20 protein-coding genes are annotated in these 18,764 nt (G+C 67.7%); 2 read left to right on the top strand and 18 right to left on the bottom strand.

The annotated features are described in order from the left end of the window. Positions 1-58: 58 nt before the first annotated feature. The 10 genes from tatC to RB628_RS34685 form a co-directional block, all read right to left on the bottom strand. Positions 59-1,021 carry a twin-arginine translocase subunit TatC gene (tatC, locus tag RB628_RS34730; protein WP_318324612.1) on the bottom strand — a complete coding sequence of 321 codons (963 nt, stop codon included), beginning with the start codon at positions 1,019-1,021 and terminating at the stop codon, positions 59-61. 54 nt (positions 1,022-1,075) lie between these two features. Then, the gene (tatA, locus tag RB628_RS34725; protein ID WP_318324611.1) at positions 1,076-1,360 is read right to left on the bottom strand and encodes a Sec-independent protein translocase subunit TatA; all 285 of its coding nucleotides are present in this window, start codon (positions 1,358-1,360) and stop codon (positions 1,076-1,078) included. Between the two features lie 257 nt (positions 1,361-1,617). Then, entirely contained in the window at positions 1,618-1,812 is a 195-nt protein-coding gene (locus RB628_RS34720) for a hypothetical protein (protein ID WP_318324610.1), read from the bottom strand. Positions 1,813-1,964: 152 nt separating this feature from the next. Further along, positions 1,965-2,258 carry a hypothetical protein gene (locus RB628_RS34715; protein WP_318324609.1) on the bottom strand — a complete coding sequence of 98 codons (294 nt, stop codon included), beginning with the start codon at positions 2,256-2,258 and terminating at the stop codon, positions 1,965-1,967. Next, positions 2,255-3,322: a WYL domain-containing protein gene (locus RB628_RS34710; RefSeq protein ID WP_318324608.1), complete on the bottom strand. Its 1,068-nt coding sequence runs from the start codon at positions 3,320-3,322 to the stop codon at positions 2,255-2,257. The genes RB628_RS34715 and RB628_RS34710 overlap by 4 nt, the downstream gene beginning before the upstream one ends. 16 nt (positions 3,323-3,338) lie before the next feature. Beyond that, entirely contained in the window at positions 3,339-4,292 is a 954-nt protein-coding gene (locus RB628_RS34705; RefSeq protein WP_318324607.1) for a helix-turn-helix transcriptional regulator, read from the bottom strand. 201 nt (positions 4,293-4,493) lie between these two features. Beyond that, positions 4,494-4,865 carry an FKBP-type peptidyl-prolyl cis-trans isomerase gene (locus tag RB628_RS34700; RefSeq protein ID WP_318324606.1) on the bottom strand — a complete coding sequence of 124 codons (372 nt, stop codon included), beginning with the start codon at positions 4,863-4,865 and terminating at the stop codon, positions 4,494-4,496. A gap of 97 nt (positions 4,866-4,962) precedes the next feature. Further along, positions 4,963-5,967 carry an FKBP-type peptidyl-prolyl cis-trans isomerase gene (locus RB628_RS34695; protein WP_318324605.1) on the bottom strand — a complete coding sequence of 335 codons (1,005 nt, stop codon included), beginning with the start codon at positions 5,965-5,967 and terminating at the stop codon, positions 4,963-4,965. 165 nt (positions 5,968-6,132) lie between these two features. Next, positions 6,133-7,494, bottom strand: a complete 1,362-nt coding sequence (pafA, locus tag RB628_RS34690) for a Pup--protein ligase (RefSeq protein ID WP_053744632.1) — start codon at positions 7,492-7,494, stop codon at positions 6,133-6,135. Positions 7,495-7,503: 9 nt separating this feature from the next. Next, positions 7,504-8,763, bottom strand: coding sequence for an MFS transporter (locus tag RB628_RS34685; protein WP_318324604.1), 1,260 nt, complete (start codon positions 8,761-8,763; stop codon positions 7,504-7,506). A 110-nt stretch (positions 8,764-8,873) separates the two neighbouring features. Here RB628_RS34685 and RB628_RS34680 point away from each other — a divergent pair, with 110 nt between their 5' ends. Beyond that, positions 8,874-9,893, top strand: coding sequence for a LacI family DNA-binding transcriptional regulator (locus tag RB628_RS34680; protein ID WP_318324603.1), 1,020 nt, complete (start codon positions 8,874-8,876; stop codon positions 9,891-9,893). 71 nt (positions 9,894-9,964) lie between these two features. On the opposite strand, the gene prcA is transcribed toward RB628_RS34680, so the two are convergent. The 6 genes from prcA to arc all read right to left on the bottom strand — a co-directional run bounded on the left by prcA (position 9,965) and on the right by arc (position 16,038). Beyond that, positions 9,965-10,702 carry a proteasome subunit alpha gene (gene prcA, locus RB628_RS34675; protein WP_318324602.1) on the bottom strand — a complete coding sequence of 246 codons (738 nt, stop codon included), beginning with the start codon at positions 10,700-10,702 and terminating at the stop codon, positions 9,965-9,967. Between the two features lie 55 nt (positions 10,703-10,757). Continuing rightward, the gene (prcB, locus tag RB628_RS34670) at positions 10,758-11,603 is read right to left on the bottom strand and encodes a proteasome subunit beta (RefSeq protein ID WP_318324601.1); all 846 of its coding nucleotides are present in this window, start codon (positions 11,601-11,603) and stop codon (positions 10,758-10,760) included. Continuing rightward, complete coding sequence (locus tag RB628_RS42775) at positions 11,555-12,136, bottom strand: endonuclease VII domain-containing protein (RefSeq protein ID WP_412180770.1); 582 nt, start codon at positions 12,134-12,136, stop codon at positions 11,555-11,557. The genes prcB and RB628_RS42775 overlap by 49 nt, the downstream gene beginning before the upstream one ends. Positions 12,137-12,153: 17 nt before the next feature. After that, a complete protein-coding gene (locus RB628_RS34660; RefSeq protein ID WP_030606474.1) occupies positions 12,154-12,369 on the bottom strand; it encodes a ubiquitin-like protein Pup in 216 nt (71 codons plus the stop codon). A 156-nt stretch (positions 12,370-12,525) separates the two neighbouring features. Then, a complete protein-coding gene (dop, locus tag RB628_RS34655) occupies positions 12,526-14,037 on the bottom strand; it encodes a depupylase/deamidase Dop (RefSeq protein WP_412180769.1) in 1,512 nt (503 codons plus the stop codon). Positions 14,038-14,271: 234 nt separating this feature from the next. Continuing rightward, positions 14,272-16,038, bottom strand: a complete 1,767-nt coding sequence (gene arc / locus RB628_RS34650; RefSeq protein ID WP_318324600.1) for a proteasome ATPase — start codon at positions 16,036-16,038, stop codon at positions 14,272-14,274. 253 nt (positions 16,039-16,291) lie between these two features. Between arc and RB628_RS34645 the strand changes: the two genes are divergently transcribed. After that, entirely contained in the window at positions 16,292-16,597 is a 306-nt protein-coding gene (locus RB628_RS34645; RefSeq protein WP_318324599.1) for a ferredoxin, read from the top strand. Between the two features lie 121 nt (positions 16,598-16,718). Here RB628_RS34645 and RB628_RS34640 read toward each other — a convergent pair whose 3' ends face one another. Together RB628_RS34640 and RB628_RS34635 are read right to left on the bottom strand one after the other, a co-directional pair. Continuing rightward, on the bottom strand, positions 16,719-17,291 hold the full coding sequence (locus tag RB628_RS34640; RefSeq protein ID WP_318324598.1) for a hypothetical protein: 573 nt from the start codon (positions 17,289-17,291) through the stop codon (positions 16,719-16,721). 195 nt (positions 17,292-17,486) lie between these two features. Further along, positions 17,487-18,389 (bottom strand): tRNA (adenine-N1)-methyltransferase, encoded by a 903-nt coding sequence (locus tag RB628_RS34635; protein WP_318324597.1) that lies wholly within the window; start codon positions 18,387-18,389, stop codon positions 17,487-17,489. Positions 18,390-18,764 lie beyond the last annotated feature (375 nt).

The following is an 18,764-nucleotide window of genomic DNA, read 5'->3' as shown; positions in this document are numbered from 1 at the left end:
GGGCGGGCGCACCCGGCCGCTTCCGCGTCGGGCTGGTGAGATGGAGCGTCGGAGACCCTCAGGTCACGTCGTCGTAGCCGTTGACCCGTTCCGTGCCCGCCTGTTCAGGCAGGGCCCGGCTGGCGGGGACGGTCTCGATCTCGCCGATGTCCTCGGGGGTGAGGTCCAGGTCGGAGGCCTCGTCGTCGCCGGGGCCCGCCTCTTCGCGGCGGCGCCTGCGCCGGTCGTTCGTCAGCGAGAAGCCGACCGCGCCGAAGTACAGGATCCAGATCGGTCCGGCGAGTGCCAGCATGGTCAGCGGGTCCGTACTGGGCGTCGCGATCGCCGCGAACACCGTGATGCCCATGATCATGGCGCGCCACCAGCCGGCCATGCGCTTGCCGGTGAGAATGCCGGTGATGTTGAGCATGATCAGCAGCAGCGGCAGTTCGAAGGACAGACCGAAGACGAGCACCATGCGCGTGACGAGGTCCAGCAGGTCGTCCAGCGGCAGCAGGTTGTCGACGCCGAACGGCGTGAACTCGATCAGGACCTTCGCGGTGGTGGGGAGCACCCGGTAGGCGAAGTAGGCGCCGCCGAGGAACAGCGGGACGCCGGAGGCGACGAACGCGTACGCGTACTTCTTCTCGCCCTTGTGCAGGCCCGGTGCGACGAACGCCCACAGCTGGTAGAGCCAGACCGGCGAGGCGAGCACGACGCCGGCCATGAGCGACACCTTCAGCGCGAGCGTGAAGGGCGCGAGCAGGCCGTTGATCGTGATCTGCGCACAGGGGTTGTCCCCCTCACTCTGCTGCTTCGCCAGCTCGGAGAAGGATGACGGACATCCAACCGAGTCGAGCACCGGCTTCGTGAAGACGTTGATGATGTCGTTGTAGAAGAAGGCGGCCACGACCGTGACGACGACAATGGCCAGCAGGGCCTTCGCGACCCGGTTGCGGAGTTCACGGAGATGCTCCACGAGGGGCATCCGCCCCTCGGGATCCCTCCCCTTCTCCTCCTTGTTGCGGGCAGACTTGAGCAACCCACGTCCTCATCTCATGCGGCAGGCCGGGAGGTGTCCGGCCCTGCGTCAGCGTCAGCGCTTGGTCGTGTCCGTGGGCTCGGTGACCGGGCGCGAGCTCGTCACGTCACCGGGGGCGGCCTGGATGGTGCGCTGTGCCGGGGGCTGCTCGTCGGTGTGCGGCGGGCCGGCGGGGGTGGTTTCCTGGCCCTCGGACTTCATCGCCTTGGCCTCGCTCTTCAGGATGCGCGCGGACTTGCCGAGCGAGCGCGCCATGTCCGGAAGCTTCTTCGCGCCGAACAGCAGGATGATGACGACGAGGATGAGAATGATCTCGGGAGCTCCGAGCCTTCCGAACATAAGTCTTTACCTTCTCACCGAGGCGGCTGGATGGGGTGCTGTCCGATCGTTCGGACAGGTGCCCGACCATCGTGTTGACAGCGATCGTAACGCTCTGGGGTAAACCTGAGGCAATCCCTGTGCGTACTCCCGGTCCGCGGTCCGGGCCTCGTTTTCCGGCCGCGATCAGCAGCGTACCTGCCGACCCCGACAAGGTGACAGGGCGAAGTCGCCCAAAACACATCAACCCGTGGACTCACAGGAGAGCCGCCGGGGACTCACAGAGCATCCACAGAGCGTGCCGTGTGCACGGCCGCCCGTTCCAGGTCCTCGGCGGCCCGGTTGATGCGCCTCGCGGAGTCCGTGACCTGCTTTCCCAGGCGCCGCGCCTCCAGGAAGACCCGGACGGCGAGCACACCGAGAACGGCGAGCCCCAGGAACCCCACAGCGATCGCGAACATCGGCCAGAACATGGCACCGAGCCTAGCCCCTTACCGGGCGTCGCCCTCGGGCCCCCAGGGCCAGTCCGGCGGATCATGCCGAAGACCCGGGGCGTGGCACGCCCCTGCCTTGTTTCGGCACCGTGGCTGTCCTGCGACCTGTTCCGCCGGACAGGCCCGGTCCCTCACGACGGTGCGGCCAGCCGCAGTGTCCTGACCCCGCCGCCGGTGAGCAGTTCCACGACGCGCTCGCCGGCCGGTTTACGGACGGTCACGTCGCAGGCCGGGCAGGTGAAGGAGTAGAAGGTGGTACGGCTGGTGGCGCCGATGGCCAGGCGCAGGGAACTCGCGGTGAGCTCGAAGTTGCCGCGGCAGTCCGGGCAGGCGGCCCGGAACACGACAGGGGCCGCTCTTCTCATTCCGGCGAAGGCCGCGGCCACGGTCATGTCCCGCACACCTGACATCGGAGACTCGCTCAACACCCCTGCTCCCGTCTGTCGTACAGCCCGTCCTGAACTCCGTGCTCCCCGGACGGCCGTCCCCGCGTCCCGGGAGCGGCCTGCGGAGCGTCGTACGCCGCCAGCGCCTCCCGGGCGGCCTGCCGGGCGCTGTCCGCGAGGTCCTGCGGCGAGACGATGCGCCCGTCGCGGCCGAGTCGCAGCGCCAGGCGCCTCAGGGACGCCGGATCGGGGGTGCGCAGGGTGATACGCAGCCCGCCGTCGGGAAGCTCATCGGCGCTGTCGTGCGGGTAGTACTCGGCGACCCAGCGCCCGCCGGGGCCGACCTCGACGACCACCTCGGGGTCCTCGGCGGCGGGCTGCACCAGCCCCTCCGACAGGTCCCGCAGTTCTATCTCGGGCGGCGCGGCCGGCTCGTCCAGGATCCTGATCTCGGCGACCCGGTCGAGTCGGAAGGTGCGGCGCGCCTCGGAGCGCCGGCACCAGGCCTCCACGTAGGTGTGTCCGACGCTGACCAGGCGGATCGGGTCGATCTCCCGCGCGGTGACCTCGTCGCGTGCGGGCGAGTAGTAGCGGATCCACAGGCGGCGGCGCTCCGAGATCGCCCGGTCGACGTCCGCGAAGACCCCGCCCTCCGACTCGAAGGTCACCGACAGCCGCGCGCTGGCCCCGGCTGCCTCGCCGGCCGCCGTCTCCACCTTGGCGGTGGCCCGCAGCAGCGCCTGCCGGTCGCCCTCGCGCAGCCCGGGCAGTGTGGACACCGCGCGGGCGGCGACCAGCAGCGCGGTCGCCTCGTCGGCGGCCAGCCTCAGCGGTTCGGCGGCCTCCTCGCCGAGGGCCGCAGGGTTGTGCCACCAGATCCGCTCGCCGTCGGTGTCGATGTCGAGCAGGTCGCCACCGCGGAAGCTGGTGCCGCACATGGGCAGCACGTCCAGGTCCGAGACCAGCTCGTCCTCGGTGATCCCGAACGCGCGGGCGACTTCGGCGACGCGCGCGCCGGGCCGCTCGCGCAGATACGTCACCAGGGACAGCATTCGCCGCGTCTGGTCGATGGCGTTCACGGGCCTGGCCGGTTTGCCTGCCACTTGCTTGTGCTCCCCCTCAGCCCTTGGCCACGGCGCGCAGCCGGTCCACCACGTCGGACCGCAGCTCGGCCGGCTCCAGGACCACCACGTCCGGCCCGAACTCCACCAGCCAGGCGTCCAGCCCATGCCCGTACGGAATCTCCAACTCGTCCCAGCCCTCACCGAGTTCCCGCACCTGGGACGCCTTCGCCCGAAGGGGGTAGCCGGCACCCGCCCGCAGCCGGATCAGCGCGGAACGGTCGGCGGTCTCCCCCGCCCAGCTGGCGACGGTCTCGCGGACCGTGACGACATCGGGCACCTCGGCGGTGAACTTCGCGCCCCGGCTGCGGACCTTGCCGGTGATCCGCGACAGCCTGAACACGCGTTCGGCGCCCCGGTCACGGTCCCAGCCCGCCAGGTACCAGTGGCCGCGCCAGCACTCCAGCGCCCACGGCTCCACCTGACGGGGCTCGGGCCGGGCGGCGGTGGCCTTGCGGTAGTCGAAGAGGACCGGGCGGCGGTCCCGGCAGGCCAGCATCAGCGGTTCGAAGGCGGCCTCGTGCACCGGAATCCTCGGCTCCAGGGCGCCATGGGCCTCGTAGGGGTCGACGTCCTCGGGCAGTCCGGCCGCGCGCAGCTTCTGCAGCGCGCCACTGGCCGCTCCGGCGAGCCTCGCCTGCTGCCAGACCTTCGCGGCCAGGCCCAGGGCGGCGGCCTCCTCGGCGTCGAGGGTGATGGGCGGCAGCCGGTTGCTGTCGCGGCCTGCGCGGTAGCCGACCTCACCGTCGAGGTTCTCCACCGTCTCGATGACCAGACCGAGCTCGCGCAGATCGTCCTTGTCCCGCTCGAACATCCGGTTGAAGGAGTCGTCGCTGCCCGCTTCGAGATAGGCCTCGATGGAGTCACGCAGCTCGCGCTTGCTCAGCGGTCTGCGGGTCCCGAGCAGACACAGCGCCAGATTCATCAGCCGCTCTGCCTTGGCGATGGCCATCGACGCCCTTCGTCTTCCCTATGGTGCCTACGACGGATGACCGTACCGCTCCGAAGTGGCGCGGCAAAAGCCGAGGGCCCATGCCCGGACAGGCATGGACCCCGGATGATCGAGTTCGGTCAGACCCCGTACCCACGTCGTACGACGATCCGACCTGATTCCGATCCCATTCGACTGTCGTACGACGATCGGACCGGACGGTCAGACCGCGATCAGGTCCACCACGAAGATCAGCGTCTCGCCCGGCTTGATCGCCGGCGTCGGGCTCTGGTTGCCGTAGGCGAGGTGGGCCGGGATGGTCAGCTCACGCCGGCCACCGACCTTCATGCCCTGCACACCGAGGTCCCAGCCCTTGATGACCCGGCCCCCGCCCAGCGGGAACTTGAAGGGGTTGCCCCGGTTCCAGCTGGCGTCGAACTCCTCGCCCGTGCTGAAGGAAACGCCCACGTAGTGGACGGTGACGTTCTGACCCGCCACCGCTTCGGCGCCGTCGCCCTCCCAGATGTCCTTGATCTGGAGGTCCGCCGGGGGCTCGCCGCCGGGGAAGTCGATCTCGGGCTTCTCGATGCTCACGTCTCTGGCTCCTGCTGGTGAATGAACAAAGGCAACGCACACAGTCTTTCATCTCCGGCACCGTGACACCCGCGCCAGGCCGACCTCCCCGAAGGGGTCACATCTTCGCGAGGATGTCCACGGAGAACACCAGTACGGAGTCCTTCTCGATGCCACTGCCCTGCGGCGGGTTGTCCCCGTAGCCCAGGGCCGGCGGAATCGAGATCATCACGCGGCTGCCGACCTTCTTGCCCGTCAGCCCCTGCGACCAGCCCTTGACGACCTGCGACAGCCCGAACGAGACCAACTGCCCGTTCTTGTACGACGAGTCGAACTCCTTGCCCGTGTCCCACAGCACGCCCTTGTACTGCACGAGGACCGACTCGGTCTCCTTGACCACTTCGCCCTCGCCCTCGATGACGTAGTTCGCCACCAGCTTCGTCGGCGCGGCGGACTTCGGGACCTCGATCGAGGGCGCCGCGCCGTCCGTGTTCGTACCCACCTTCGGCAGAGCGGCGTCGTCCTGGGCGACGACCTTGCCCTTCGCCGAACTCTTCGCGTTGAACGTGTCCTTGACGTCCACCACGAACACCAGCGTGTCGGTGCCCTTGATACCCGCCTGCGAGTTGCCCTGCGTGCCGTAACCCCAGGTCGGCGGGACGGCCATCTCGACACGGCTGCCGGCCTTCTTGCCCGTCAGCGCATACCGCCAGCCGTCGATGATGCTGCCCTGCGCGAGCTGGATGACGAGCGCGGACCCCCGGTCGTACGAGTTGTCGAAGACCTTCGCCGAATCCCAGACCTGGCCCAGGTAGTTCGCCACGACGTAGTCGTTCTCCGCGACCGTCCTGCCGCTGCCCGCGATGAGTGTCTTCACCGCGAGATCCTTCGAGGGCTCACCGCTGCCCTTGGCCACGGTCGGCTTCTCGCCGAACTTCGCCCCCGCCGTGACCGCGGGCAGCGGACCGTCGACGATCTTCGGCGCCGGGGCCGTCGACGAGCCCGACGCCGAAGGGGACGGGCTGCTGTCACTGGCCTTGCTCTTGTCGGACTCGTCGTCACCGCATCCCGCGAGCGTGACAAGTCCGGCAGGTAGGGCAAGGAGAACTGAGCGTCGGCGCACGGTGAAAGCCTCGTATCGGTGTCGATCTTGTGTTGCTGGCGTGCGCGCAACTCTACGGCGTGAGAAGGGCGCCGTACGGAAAACGTACGGCGCCCGCGTTGCGTTCCGGTCGGGCCCCTCCCGCTCGAGCGAATTCGAGAGAGGGGGAACATCCGGCCGCAAATCTCACATACCGGCGATCAGCTTCTCCACCCGTTCGTCGACACTGCGGAACGGGTCCTTGCACAACACCGTGCGCTGCGCCTGGTCGTTGAGCTTCAGATGCACCCAGTCGACCGTGAAATCACGGCGCTGCTCCTGCGCACGCCGGATGAAGTCACCACGCAGCCGCGCCCGTGTGGTCTGCGGCGGGACCGACTTGCCCTCGAAGATCTTCAAGTCGTTGCAGATCCGGGCCGCTTGGTTCTTCCTCTCCAGCAGGTAGTAAAGACCCCGCCTGCGATGGATGTCGTGATAGGCGAGGTCTATCTGAGCGACGCGCGGATGCGACATCGTCATATTGTGCTTGGCCCGGTACCGCTCGATGAGCTGGTACTTCATCACCCAGTCGATCTCGGTACCGATCCGGTCCAGATCCTCGGCCTCGATGGAGTCGAGCACCCTGCCCCACAGCTCCAGCACCTGCTCGACCGTGCCTGTGCGGATACCTCGCCGCTCGACGAAGTCCACGGCCTTCTCGTAGTACTCGCGCTGCACATCCAGCGCCGAGGCCTCCCGGCCGCTGGCCAGCCGCACCTTGCGACGGCCCGTGATGTCGTGGCTGACCTCTCGGATCGCCCGGATAGGGTTCTCCAGGGTCAGGTCCCGCATCACCGTGCCCGCCTCGATCATGCGCAGCACGAGGTCGGTGGCACCGACCTTCAGGAGCATCGTCGTCTCGGACATGTTCGAATCACCGACGATGACATGCAGTCGGCGATAGCGCTCGGCGTCCGCGTGGGGTTCGTCACGCGTGTTGATGATCGGCCGGGACCGGGTCGTCGCCGAGGAGACGCCCTCCCAGATGTGCTCCGCCCGCTGACTCACGCAGTACACGGCACCGCGCGGCGTCTGCAGCACCTTGCCCGCACCGCACAGAAGCTGGCGGGTGACGAGGAACGGGATGAGGATGTCCGCGAGCCGGGAGAACTCCCCGTGCCGGGCCACCAGATAGTTCTCGTGGCAACCGTACGAGTTGCCCGCCGAGTCCGTGTTGTTCTTGAAGAGGTAGACGTCGCCCGCGATTCCTTCCTCGTGCAGGCGTCGTTCGGCGTCCACCAGGAGTCCTTCGAGAATGCGCTCGCCGGCCTTGTCGTGGGTGACGAGTTCCGTCACGTTGTCACATTCCGGTGTCGCGTATTCCGGATGTGATCCCACGTCAAGATAGAGGCGTGCGCCGTTTCGCAGAAAGACATTGCTGCTACGGCCCCATGACACGACACGGCGGAAGAGGTACCGAGCCACCTCGTCGGGAGACAGACGCCGCTGTCCCCTGAACGTACACGTGACGCCGTACTCGTTCTCCAGCCCGAAAATGCGGCGGTCCATGACTGAACATTACGCCCGATCCACCGACCTGAAACGGGTTCCGGCAGCACGGTTTGGATCATTTTCCGATGAGACCGCAACCACCGCACCCCCGGCGGGAGCGGCCAGCACCCGCCCGGTGACCAGCAGAACCAGCAACGACACGGCTCCCGCGCCACCCGGCACGACGAACCCCCACAGCGTTCCACCCCATTCGACGACCGGCCCCGTGAGCCCCGTTCCCAGCGACGCGCCCACGGTGAACGTCGTCACAAGCCAGGAGAAAGCCTCGGTGACCGTCCCCCGCGGAGCATGCCGGTCCACCAGCACGAACACACACGCGAGAGCCGGTGCCAGGAACACCCCGGCGAGCACCATCAGCAGCGTCATCGCGACCGCACCCGGCAGCAGCGTCAACGGCAGGTAACACACCGCCAGAAGCCCCACCAGCACCGTCAGCCGCCGCTCCGCCGGCCCACTCCACTGCCGCGCCCCGTACACCGTCCCGCCGAGCAGCGCGCCCAGCCCGACGGCCGCCATCAGCCAGCCGTACACCGTGTCCCCGCCGTGGTCGTCCGCGTACGACACCGACGCGACCGTGATGGACCCCAGCGCGATCCCCACGAACAGGAACGCCCCGAGCATCACCAGCAGCCCCGGCGACCGCAGCGCGCCCAGCCAGTGCGCCTCACGCGGCGCCGAACGCCACGCCCGCGAAGGCGGCGTCAGCACCACGGAGAGGGCACCCAGGACCCCGATCACGTTCAGGACGAGCAGCGCGGCCTGCGCCGACCACAGCGACGCGCACAGCGTCACCAGCAACGGCCCCACGGTGAACATGACTTCCTGCGCCACCGCGTCCATCGCGTACGCCGTGTGCACCTGGCCCTCCTTACGGAGGACAGAAGGCCACAGCGCCCGCAGACCACCCTCCAGAGGAGGCGTGAAAAGCCCGGCGACCGCCACGGCGGCATACGCGAACGGCAGCGGATCGGTGCCCGCGAACGCGAACACGCCCATACCGAACGCCGACACCATCGCGGCCGACAACTGGACCCGCGGCTGCCCGCACAGATCGACCAGCCGCCCCAGCAGCGGCTGCCCCACGGCGTTCCCCACCCCGTACACCGCCGCGAGCCCACCGGCCAGGCTGTAGGTGCCGCCCTCGGCACGCACGAACAGCACGATCGCGATCGCCGCCGTGGCGTTCGGCAACCGGCCCACCAGGGTGCCCACGAGCAGCCGCACCGCATGCCGCGCCCTGAGGATCTCCAGGTATCCCGCCGCCATGATCCAGCCCTTCCCACTCAACCGCGACGCCGGAAGTGTTACGTATAACGTCGCCCGTCATACGTACCATGTGCCCTGTCCGCACGTCCACACGAAGGAGCAGGCCCACGGTGGCACGAGGCAGCACCCGACCCACCAGCCGTGACGTCGCCCAGGCCGCGGGCGTCTCCCAGGCCGCCGTCTCCCTCGTCCTCGGCGACAAATGGCATGGCCGCGTCTCCCAGACCACCGCCGAGCGCGTACGCGAAGCCGCCCGCGACCTCGGCTACCGGCCCAACCTCGCCGCCCGCAACCTCCGCCTCGGCCACACCCGCACCGTCCTCCTCGTCGTCCCCGCCCTCACCACCGAGTTCTTCGCCGGCGTCTACACCGGGGCCGCCCGCGTCGCCGCCGAACACGGCTTCGGCGTCGTCCTCTATCCCTCCCCCGAAGGCATCGGCCCCGCCCGCGACCCCTTCCACTCCGCCCAGGCCGCCCTCGACGGCGTCCTCGCCTCCTCCATGGCAGCCGACGCTCTCACCACCATCCGCGGCGACCAGCTCCCCCTCGTCATGCTCGACAGCGACCCCCACGGCAGCCTCGGCGCCGCCACCGTCAACCTCGACATCGCCGACGGCGTACGCCAGATCGCCGACCACCTCCTGGCCCTCGGCCACCGCCGCTTCCTCCACCTCGCCGCCGACATCCCCTCGTGGACCTTCGCCGTACGCGCCCACGAACTCGCCACACGGCTCGCCACCGTCCCCGGCACCGACGTACGCACCATCCGCGCCCCCATCACCATCGAAGGCGCCCAACAGGCCACCACAGCCGCCCTCAGCGGCCCCGGCCTCCACCCCACCGCCCTCGTCTGCGACGACGACAAACTCGCCGCCGGCGCCTACAAGGCCATCCGCCGCCTCGGCCTGCGCATCCCCGACGACCTCTCCGTCACCGGCCTCGACGACCTCGCCCTCGCCACCGCCATCGACCCCGAACTCACCACGGTCCGCCTCGACGCCGAACTCTTCGGCGAACGCGGCATGCAAGCCCTCCTCGCCGTCCTCGACGGCCGCACCCCCGCCCAGGGCGACATCCCCGTCCAACTCGTCGTACGAGACTCCACAGCACCCCCCGCAAGCCGCCCCTGACCACCCCCACCAACGCCGACACCCCGGCCGCCAGAGGCAACCGGGGTACTCAAAAGGAGATCAGGCGGGGACTACTCCTCGTCGGCGCTCTCCGCCTCCGTGCTCGCCCCGTCGGCCTCCAGCAGCCGCCCCAGCTGACGACCGACGATCCGCTTGAACTTCCGCTTCTGCGGCCGCGTACGGTCCAGCACCGCCACCTCCAGCCGTTCCGCCGGAATCTCCCGCTCGGTACCGTTCGTATCGCGCGACAGCGCCTGAACCGCCAGCTTCAGCGCCTCGGCCAACGACATCCCGTCCTGATGACGCTGATCCAGATAGCTGCTGATCTGCTCGGCGTTACCACCGACCGCCACCGAACCGTGCTCATCGACGATCGACCCGTCATGGGGCAACCGGTAGATCTGGTCACCGTCGGTCGTGTCACCGACCTCCGCGACGACCAACTCCACCTCGTACGGCTTCTCCGCCGCCGAAGAGAAGATCGTGCCCAACGTCTGCGCGTACACGTTCGCCAGACCACGAGCCGTCACATCATCACGGTCGTACGTGTACCCCCGCAGATCGGCATACCGCACACCACCGATCCGCAGATTCTCGTACTCGTTGTACTTGCCGGCAGCCGCGAAGCCGATCCGGTCATAGATCTCGCTGAACTTGTGCAGCGCACGGGACGGGTTCTCGCCGACGAACACGATGCCATCGGCATACTGCAGCACAACCAGGCTGCGACCACGGGCGATGCCCTTGCGGGCATACTCCGCCCGGTCTGCCATCGCCTGCTGGGGTGAGACATAGAACGGCGTCGACACCGGTTAACCGTCCCTTTCTGTCGAAGTCACTGGACCACCTGAACAACGAGAGGCACTACAGCAACGCGGCACGCGGGCCGTCGGGCTGCTCCAGACGCCGCTCCAGAATCGAACGGGCGATCTCGGCGGACTCCTCGTCCCCGAGCCTGCGGAAACCGTCCTCGGTGATCACGGTGACAATCGGGTAGATCCGGCGCGCGACATCAGGACCACCGGTCGCCGAATCGTCGTCCGCCGCGTCGTACAACGCCTGAATCACCAGCGTCGTCGCATCCGACTCACTCAGATCACGGCGATACAGCTTCTTCATCGCACCACGCGCGAAGAGCGACCCCGACCCCGTCGCCGCATAACCGTGCTCCTCGGAACGCCCACCCGTCACGTCGTACGAGAAGATGCGCCCCTTCCCCCGGTCCACATCGAACCCGGCGAACAGCGGCACCACGGCAAGACCCTGCATGGCCATACCGAGGTTCGAACGAATCATGGTGGACAGCCGGTTCGCCTTGCCCTCGAGCGAGAGCTGCGCACCCTCCACCTTCTCGAAGTGCTCCAGCTCCAGCTGGAACAGCTTGACCATCTCGACGGCGAGACCGGCGGTGCCGGCGATCCCGACGGCCGAGTACTCGTCCGCCGGGAACACCTTCTCGATGTCCCGCTGCGCGATGACGTTCCCCATGGTCGCCCGCCGGTCACCGGCGAGGACGACACCACCCGGGAAGGTGACGCCGACGATGGTCGTGCCGTGCGGCGCCTCGATCACACCCTGCACGGGGGGCAACATCCGCTTGCCGGGCAGGAGATCGGGCTGATGATCGGAGAGAAAGTCGACGAAGGACGACGACCCGGGCGTCAGGAAGGCAGCCGGTAGACGCCCGGTGCTACGAGTGTTGGCTTCCACGCGTTTCCTTCCACGTATGTCGCAGCCCGCCTTATGACGTCGGGCCGATCCTTGAACTGCCCCAGCGCCGCGTTGCAGCTGAAGCACAGTACGCCTCGGACCCTACCCGTCTCGTGGCAGTGATCCACATGCTCGGCTGGGGCGGAAAGACAGATACAGCAAATTCCGTGCTGCTCCGCGACCATTGCGTCCAACTCCGCTGGCGTGAGGCCATATTTGCGCTGGAAATAGCTGACGCGATTTCGCGCGGCGCGGCAGTCCCGGCAGTAGCTCGCCCACCCGTCCGACGAGGTCTTGTTCCGCTCCCACTGGGAATGCGGCTTGATCTCCTCACACTGCGGGCAACGCTTGTGACCTCTCGGCACCGGCACCTTGACCCGGACCGTCTTGCCCTTGGCTTCCTGACTGCGCCTGTAGTACTCGGCAGCGCACTCGCGGCAATTGACCTGAAGGCCGTCAGGCCGTGACCTGTTGCTCGCGAATGCGCTGGCCGGAAGCACCTTCTGGCAAGCCGAGCACTTCCTCGCCGCCATTTCGTTCATGTATGTGACTACTGTCCGCCCTTTTGAACGAAGGACCTAACGAAATCCTCTGCGTTCTCCTCCAAGACGTCATCGATCTCGTCCAGGACGGAGTCCACGTCGTCGCTCAGCTTCTCCTGGCGCTCCTTGAGGTCCTCGGATGCCTGTGCCTCAGGTGCCTCCTCGACCTCCTCGGTGCTGCGCGTCGCCTTCTGCTGTCCGCCGCCGGTGTCCTTGGTCGCCATAACCCTCACCCCGCTCGGTTCGACGTTCTTGATCAGACCCTACAAGCAGGGTCCGACATTGGCCCCGTTGTTGCCACAACGTCCGGGAACCACCTCGATGATTCCCGGACGCAGCACTTTCCACCCTGCCCGGCCACACCCGGCCCAGAGGCCCGCTCAGTTGCCCGACAGGACCCTGACCAGGTCTTCTGCCGTGCGGCAGCGGTCCAGGAGCGCTTTCACGTGATTACGCGTTCCGCGAAGCGGCTCAAGGGTTGGGACGCGCTGGAGCGAATCCCGGCCCGGCAGATCGAAGATCACCGAGTCCCAGGAGGCCGCCGCGACGTCGTCCGCGTACTGCTCCAGGCAGCGTCCGCGGAAGTAGGCTCGTGTGTCCTCCGGAGGCTTCGTGCGGGCCCGCTCGACCTCGTCCTCGCCCAGCAGACGCTTGATGCGCCCGCGGGCCACCAGGCGGTTGTAGAGGCCCTTCTCGGCCCGTACGTCGGCGTACTGGAGGTCGACCAGGTGCAGCCGGGCGGCGTCCCAGTCGAGGTCGTCCCGGCGCCGGTAGCCCTCCATGAGTTCTCGTTTGGCGACCCAGTCGAGCTCGCCGGCGAGACTCATGGGGTCGTTCTCCAGGCGGTTCAGGGTGTCTTCCCAGCGGGCCAGGACGTCCTTGGTCTGGTCGTCGGCGTCGGCCCCGAACCGCTCCTCCACGTACTTGCGCGAGAGTTCGAAGTACTCCATCTGGAGTTGTACGGCGGTCAGCGTGCGTCCGCTGCGGAGCGTGACCAGACGCTTGAGCGTCGGGTCGTGGGAGACCCGGTGGAGCGTGCGTACGGGCTGGTCGACTGCCAGGTCGACCGCGATGAAGCCGTCCTCGATCATGGAGAGGACCAGGGCTGTGGTGCCCAGTTTCAGGTAGGTCGAGATCTCGGAGAGGTTCGCGTCGCCGATGATCACGTGGAGGCGGCGGTACTTCTCCGCGTCCGCGTGGGGCTCGTCCCGGGTGTTGATGATCGGGCGCTTGAGAGTGGTCTCCAGCCCCACCTCGACCTCGAAGTAGTCCGCGCGCTGGCTGAGCTGGAAGCCGTGTTCGTGGCCGTCCTGGCCGATGCCGACCCGGCCGGCGCCGGTGACGACCTGGCGGGAGACGAAGAACGGCGTGAGGTGGCGCACGATGTCCGAGAAGGGGGTTTCCCGCTTCATCAGGTAGTTCTCGTGCGTGCCGTAGGAGGCGCCCTTGTTGTCGGTGTTGTTCTTGTAGAGGTGGATCGGCTGGGCGCCGGGGAGCTGTGCGGCGCGTTCGGCGGCTTCGGCCATGATGCGTTCGCCGGCCTTGTCCCAGAGGACGGCGTCGCGGGGGTTGGTGACTTCGGGGGAGCTGTATTCGGGGTGTGCGTGGTCGACGTACAGCCGTGCCCCGTTGGTGAGGATGACATTGGCGAGGCCGATGTCCTCGTCGGTGAGCTGACTGGAGTCGGCGGCCTCGCGGGCGAGGTCGAAGCCCCGCGCGTCCCGCAGCGGGTTCTCCTCCTCGAAGTCCCAGCGGGCCCTGCGGGCCCGGTGCATCGCCGCCGCGTAGGCGTTGACGATCTGGGATGAGGTGAGCATGGCATTGGCGTTGGGGTGGCCGGGGACGGAGATCCCGTACTCCGTCTCGATGCCCATTACTCGCCGTACGGTCATGCGGCCCTCCTTGCCCGGCGGTGTCCTCGGTCGGGGACGCCGCTCAAGTACCGCTGGCGCTCCGGTGCGTGTGCGGTGCCCGTCCCCGCACTGCGCGACTCGGCGGTACGAAAGAGCCTAGAACGCCTTTGCGCTGGTGGGGAGATCATTTGCGTCATTGCGTTGCTCCGACTGTGGCCTGAAAAACAGTTGGCTGCGGGTACCCGGTGAGGGCACCCGCAGCCACCCCGTTTTCTACAGGTACTGTCCGGTGTTCGCCACCGTGTCGATGGAGCGTCCGGTGTCCGCGCCCTGCTTTCCGGTGATGAGCGTACGGATGTAGACGATCCGTTCGCCCTTCTTTCCGGAGATCCGGGCCCAGTCGTCGGGGTTGGTGGTGTTGGGGAGGTCCTCGTTCTCCTTGAACTCGTCCACGCATGCCTGGAGGAGGTGGGAGACGCGGATGCCCTTCTGCTTGTGGTCGAGGAAGTCCTTGATCGCCATCTTCTTGGCCCGGCCCACGATGTTCTCGATCATGGCGCCGGAGTTGAAGTCCTTGAAGTAGAGGACTTCCTTGTCACCGTTGGCGTAGGTGACTTCCAGGAAGCGGTTCTCCTCGGATTCCGTGTACATGTGTTCCACGGCTGTCTGGATCATGCTCTGGACCGTGGCCACCTTGTCGCCGCCGTGCTCCCCCACGTCCTCGGGGTGCAGCGGGAGGCGTTCGGTGAGGTACTTCTGGAAGATGTCCTTGGCGGACTCGGCGTCCGGACGCTCGATTTTGATCTTCACGTCGAGGCGGCCGGGGCGCAGGATGGCGGGGTCGATCATGTCCTCGCGGTTGGAGGCACCGATGACGACCACGTTCTGCAGGCCTTCCACGCCGTCGATCTCGGCGAGGAGCTGCGGGACGATGGTGTTCTCCACGTCCGAGCTGACGCCGGATCCGCGGGTGCGGAAGAGGGATTCCATCTCGTCGAAGAAGACGATGACGGGGGTGCCCTCGCTGGCCTTCTCCCTCGCACGCTGGAAGACGAGGCGGATCTGTCGCTCGGTCTCGCCGACGTACTTGTTGAGGAGTTCGGGGCCCTTGATGTTGAGGAAGAAGCTCTTGCCCTGGGCCTGGCCGGTGACTTCGGCGACCTTTTTGGCCAGCGAGTTGGCGACGGCCTTGGCGATGAGTGTCTTTCCGCATCCGGGGGGACCGTAGAGCAGGACGCCCTTGGGCGGCCTGAGTTCGTGCTCCTTGAAGAGGTCGGGATGCAGGTACGGGAGTTCGACCGCGTCGCGGATCATTTCGATCTGGTTGCCCAGGCCGCCGATCTGCTCGTAGCCGATGTCGGGGACTTCTTCGAGGACGAGTTCCTCGACCTCGCTCTTCGGTACGACTTCGTAGACGTAGCCGGAGCGTGGTTCGAGCAGGAGGGCGTCGCCGGGGCGGATGACGACGTCCAGGAGCGGCTCGGCGAGCCGTACCACCCGTTCCTCGTCGGTGTGCCCCTGCACCAGGGCGCGCTCGCCGTCCTCGAGGATCTCCTTGAGGGTGACGATGTCGCCGACGCTCTCGTACTCCATGGCCTCGACCACGTTGAGAGCTTCGTTGAGCATCACTTCCTGGCCGCGCCGGAGCTCTTCGAGCTCGACGCTGGGGCTGACGTTCACGCGGAGTTTGCGGCCTCCGGTGAAGATGTCGGCCGTGCCGTCCTCGTTGGCCACGAGGAAGACACCGAAACCGGCCGGGGGCTGTGCCAGCCGGTCGACCTCTTCCTTGAGGGCCACGATCTGGTCGCGCGCCTCACGGAGTGTGTTGGCGAGCCGCTCGTTCTGTGCGGACACGCCGGCCAGGTTGGTCTGCAGCTCGACGATCCGCTCTTCGAGAATCCTCGTGTGTCGCGGAGAGTCGGCGAGCTTGCGCCGCAGGACGGCGATCTCCTGCTCAAGGTAGGCAATCTGCCCGGACGGGTCGTCGGACCCTCGTCCCGGGCGGATGCCGCGGTTCATGTCGTCGTCGTGGGCTGCCACGGTCCTCACCTCCTCCATGGGGAGCTGGACGCTTCCAGACCCTACCTGGGTGGGTGTCGATTGAAACCCCTAGATCACAAAGACTGTCGAGGTGTGTCCGATCTTCACCCTTGCGCTCTCCCTCACGCCAGGGGAATACCCACTGAACATGATTCGGAAGCGGCCGGAGGTAGGGTCGAAGTGTTCAACACCCGTCAGAGCTGGGCCGACTTGCCGTCGGATCGTCTTGCTCGGGACAGAAACGGCAGGAGATGTGACCGTGCAGGAGTTGGCCGGGGCCGGCGGTGAGGCGTTGGAGGTCTGGATCGATCAGGACCTGTGCACGGGGGACGGAATCTGTGTCCAGTACGCGCCCGAGGTCTTCGAGCTGGACATCGACGGGCTGGCCTACGTGAAGAGCCCCGGGGACGAGTTGCTGCAGGCCCCGGGGGCGACGACGCCGGTCCCGCTGCCCTTGCTGACGGATGTGGTGGACTCCGCGAAGGAGTGTCCGGGGGACTGTATTCACGTACGTCGAGTTTCGGACAGGGTCGAGGTTTTCGGCCCGGACGCGGAGTGATCGTCCGATCACTGCGCGCCATCGCCGGCCGATTCCCGCCGCCCGCCGTTGTCTGGTTTCTCACAGGACGTTGGTCGTACGTACGTTTCCGCGGTGTCGCCCGTCGGTCGCTGGGCGCGTGTTACACAGCGCGTGCGCCGGCGGGTGTCGAGCGGAGGAACGCGCCGTTGTTCCACTGCCACTTGGCCCGCTCGTTGACGTCGGGACAGCATCGGGGGACGTCGAGGGACGAGTAGCCGAGGAGTGTGGCCGTGACGGCGCCGTCGGTGACGGTGAGATCCGTGACGGTGAGGCGGTCCCCGGGGTCGACGAGGGTCGCGACGATGCGCGGTTCGGAGTCGGCGGCCCGGGTGAGGACGTACACGCCGTTGGGCGGGGTGCCGGAGCCGGCGTCGCAGCGTACGGAAGCGACCGTTTCGGGTACGCCGTCGCCGTCCAGGTCTCCGGTGGCCTTGTTCTGCACGAGGATCGGGAGTGGGCCGCACTGGAGGGGGAAGTCGACTCCGGTGGGGTCGGGGGGTGCCACGGCCGCGGCGGGTTTCCCTGCGGGGCCGGCCGCCTGGGCCGCGGTGGCGGAGTCCGGCTGCAGGGCCGAGGAGAGGGCGACGACGCCGGCGAGCGCGGTGGCCGTGGCGAGCCAGTGGATGGGCCGGGTGTGCGTGTGTGCCAGTTCCGGGACGGCGGATTGCTGCACTCGGAGTGTCTCCCGTGGAGGACTGTGCCGGTGGGGTGTCCCGCATAGTGCCACACGTCACAGTGTGGGGGAACGGCGGGGTGAGCGGTGTTCGGTGTCAGCACTGGTGCCGTTGCGGCGGCAACGGGAAAGAGTTGTGGCCGAGTTCCCGGTGTGCTGCGGGAACTCGGCCACGGTGTCGGTGCGTTGACGCGGTCAGCGGCCGTTGCCACCGTCTGCGTTGGGGCCGGTGTAGTCCTCGCCGTAGGAGCCCTTGGAGGGGCGGCGGCGGCGCATGGGCGGTTCGACGCCGTCGGCGAGGCGCCGGGCGGTGAGCAGGAAGCCGGTGTGGCCGATCATGCGGTGGTCGGGGCGGACGGCGAGGCCCTCGATGTGCCAGTTGCGGATCATCGACTCCCAGGCGCTCGGCTCGTTGAAGCAGCCGATCTCGCGGATGGACTCGACGGTCCGGGCGAGCTGGGTGGTGGTCGCCACGTAGCAGCAGACGATGCCACCGGGGACAAGCGCCTTGGAGACGGCCTCCAGGCATTCCCAGGGGGCGAGCATGTCCAGGACGACACGGTCGACCTCGGTGTCGCTGAGGTTGTCCTGGAGGTCGCCGACGGTGAGCTGCCAGGCGGGGTGCGGGCCGCCGAAGTAGCGCTCGACGTTCTGCTGGGCGATCTCGGCGAAGTCCTCGCGGCGCTCGTAGGAGTGCAACATGCCCTGGTCGCCGATGGCGCGCAGCAGGAAACTGCTGAGTGAGCCGGAGCCGACGCCCGCTTCCACGACGCGTGCGCCGGGGAAGATGTCGGCGAAGGCGAGGATCTGCCCCGCGTCCTTGGGGTAGACCACGGCGGCACCGCGGGGCATGGACAGGACGTAGTCGGGGAGCAGGGGGCGCAGCGCGAGGTAGGCGACGTTTCCGGTGGTGCGGACAACGCTGCCCTCGGGTGCGCCGATCAGCTCGTCGTGCGGGAAGGAACCCTTGTGGGTGTGGAAGTTCTTTCCGGCTTCGAGCGTGAACGTGTAGTGGCGGCCCTTGGGGTCGGTCAGCTGAACCTGGTCCCCGACCTTGAAGGGCCCGCGCCTGCGGGCGGCACCGGTCGGTTCGGACATGTGAAGAGCCTACCGGTGTTGACGGGGGTCGCCGACCATCGGGTCGGCGGGGTGCGGCGCAGGCGTCGAAAGCCCCGTTCCATGACGGAATCATCGTCATAAAATCCACATTCGGCATGCATGGTTCCGCTTGGTGCTCCAGCGGCGTTCCGGCTTTTGCCGACAAGTCGGCTTTTGTTGGCGGTCCCGAGGCCAGGCTTCCTGCCCTCTGGGGTCGCTGCGGGCCGCTCGCCTACGTCTTTCCTCCGTGGCCGTTCCCTCAGCTCCGCAGGGCGAGAGCGGCCGGGAGGACCGGGGTCGTCGGCTGCCGGCCCGTAGGGCTAAGCCTTGATCCACCGAGGTGGTTCGAGAGTGATCTTCTGATCGTTTTCTGCG

It is taken from the genome of Streptomyces sp. ADMS, assembly GCF_033441795.1.
GTDB lineage: Bacteria > Actinomycetota > Actinomycetes > Streptomycetales > Streptomycetaceae > Streptomyces.
This window is presented reverse-complemented; position numbering and strand designations above follow the sequence as displayed.

What these genes read in the sequence shown, in the direction of transcription:
- RB628_RS34685 (WP_318324604.1), bottom strand. Translation starts at nt 8,763, where the DNA reads ATGGCGGCGGGATACCTGGAGATCCTCAGGGCGCGGCATGCGGTGCGG.
- RB628_RS34635 (WP_318324597.1), bottom strand. Translation starts at nt 18,389, where the DNA reads ATGTCCGAACCGACCGGTGCCGCCCGCAGGCGCGGGCCCTTCAAGGTC.
- RB628_RS34705 (WP_318324607.1), bottom strand. Translation starts at nt 4,292, where the DNA reads ATGGCCATCGCCAAGGCAGAGCGGCTGATGAATCTGGCGCTGTGTCTG.
- pafA (WP_053744632.1), bottom strand. Translation starts at nt 7,494, where the DNA reads ATGGACCGCCGCATTTTCGGGCTGGAGAACGAGTACGGCGTCACGTGT.
- RB628_RS42775 (WP_412180770.1), bottom strand. Translation starts at nt 12,136, where the DNA reads ATGGCGGCGAGGAAGTGCTCGGCTTGCCAGAAGGTGCTTCCGGCCAGC.
- RB628_RS34660 (WP_030606474.1), bottom strand. Translation starts at nt 12,369, where the DNA reads ATGGCGACCAAGGACACCGGCGGCGGACAGCAGAAGGCGACGCGCAGC.
- RB628_RS34720 (WP_318324610.1), bottom strand. Translation starts at nt 1,812, where the DNA reads ATGTTCTGGCCGATGTTCGCGATCGCTGTGGGGTTCCTGGGGCTCGCC.
- dop (WP_412180769.1), bottom strand. Translation starts at nt 14,037, where the DNA reads ATGACCGTACGGCGAGTAATGGGCATCGAGACGGAGTACGGGATCTCC.
- tatA (WP_318324611.1), bottom strand. Translation starts at nt 1,360, where the DNA reads ATGTTCGGAAGGCTCGGAGCTCCCGAGATCATTCTCATCCTCGTCGTC.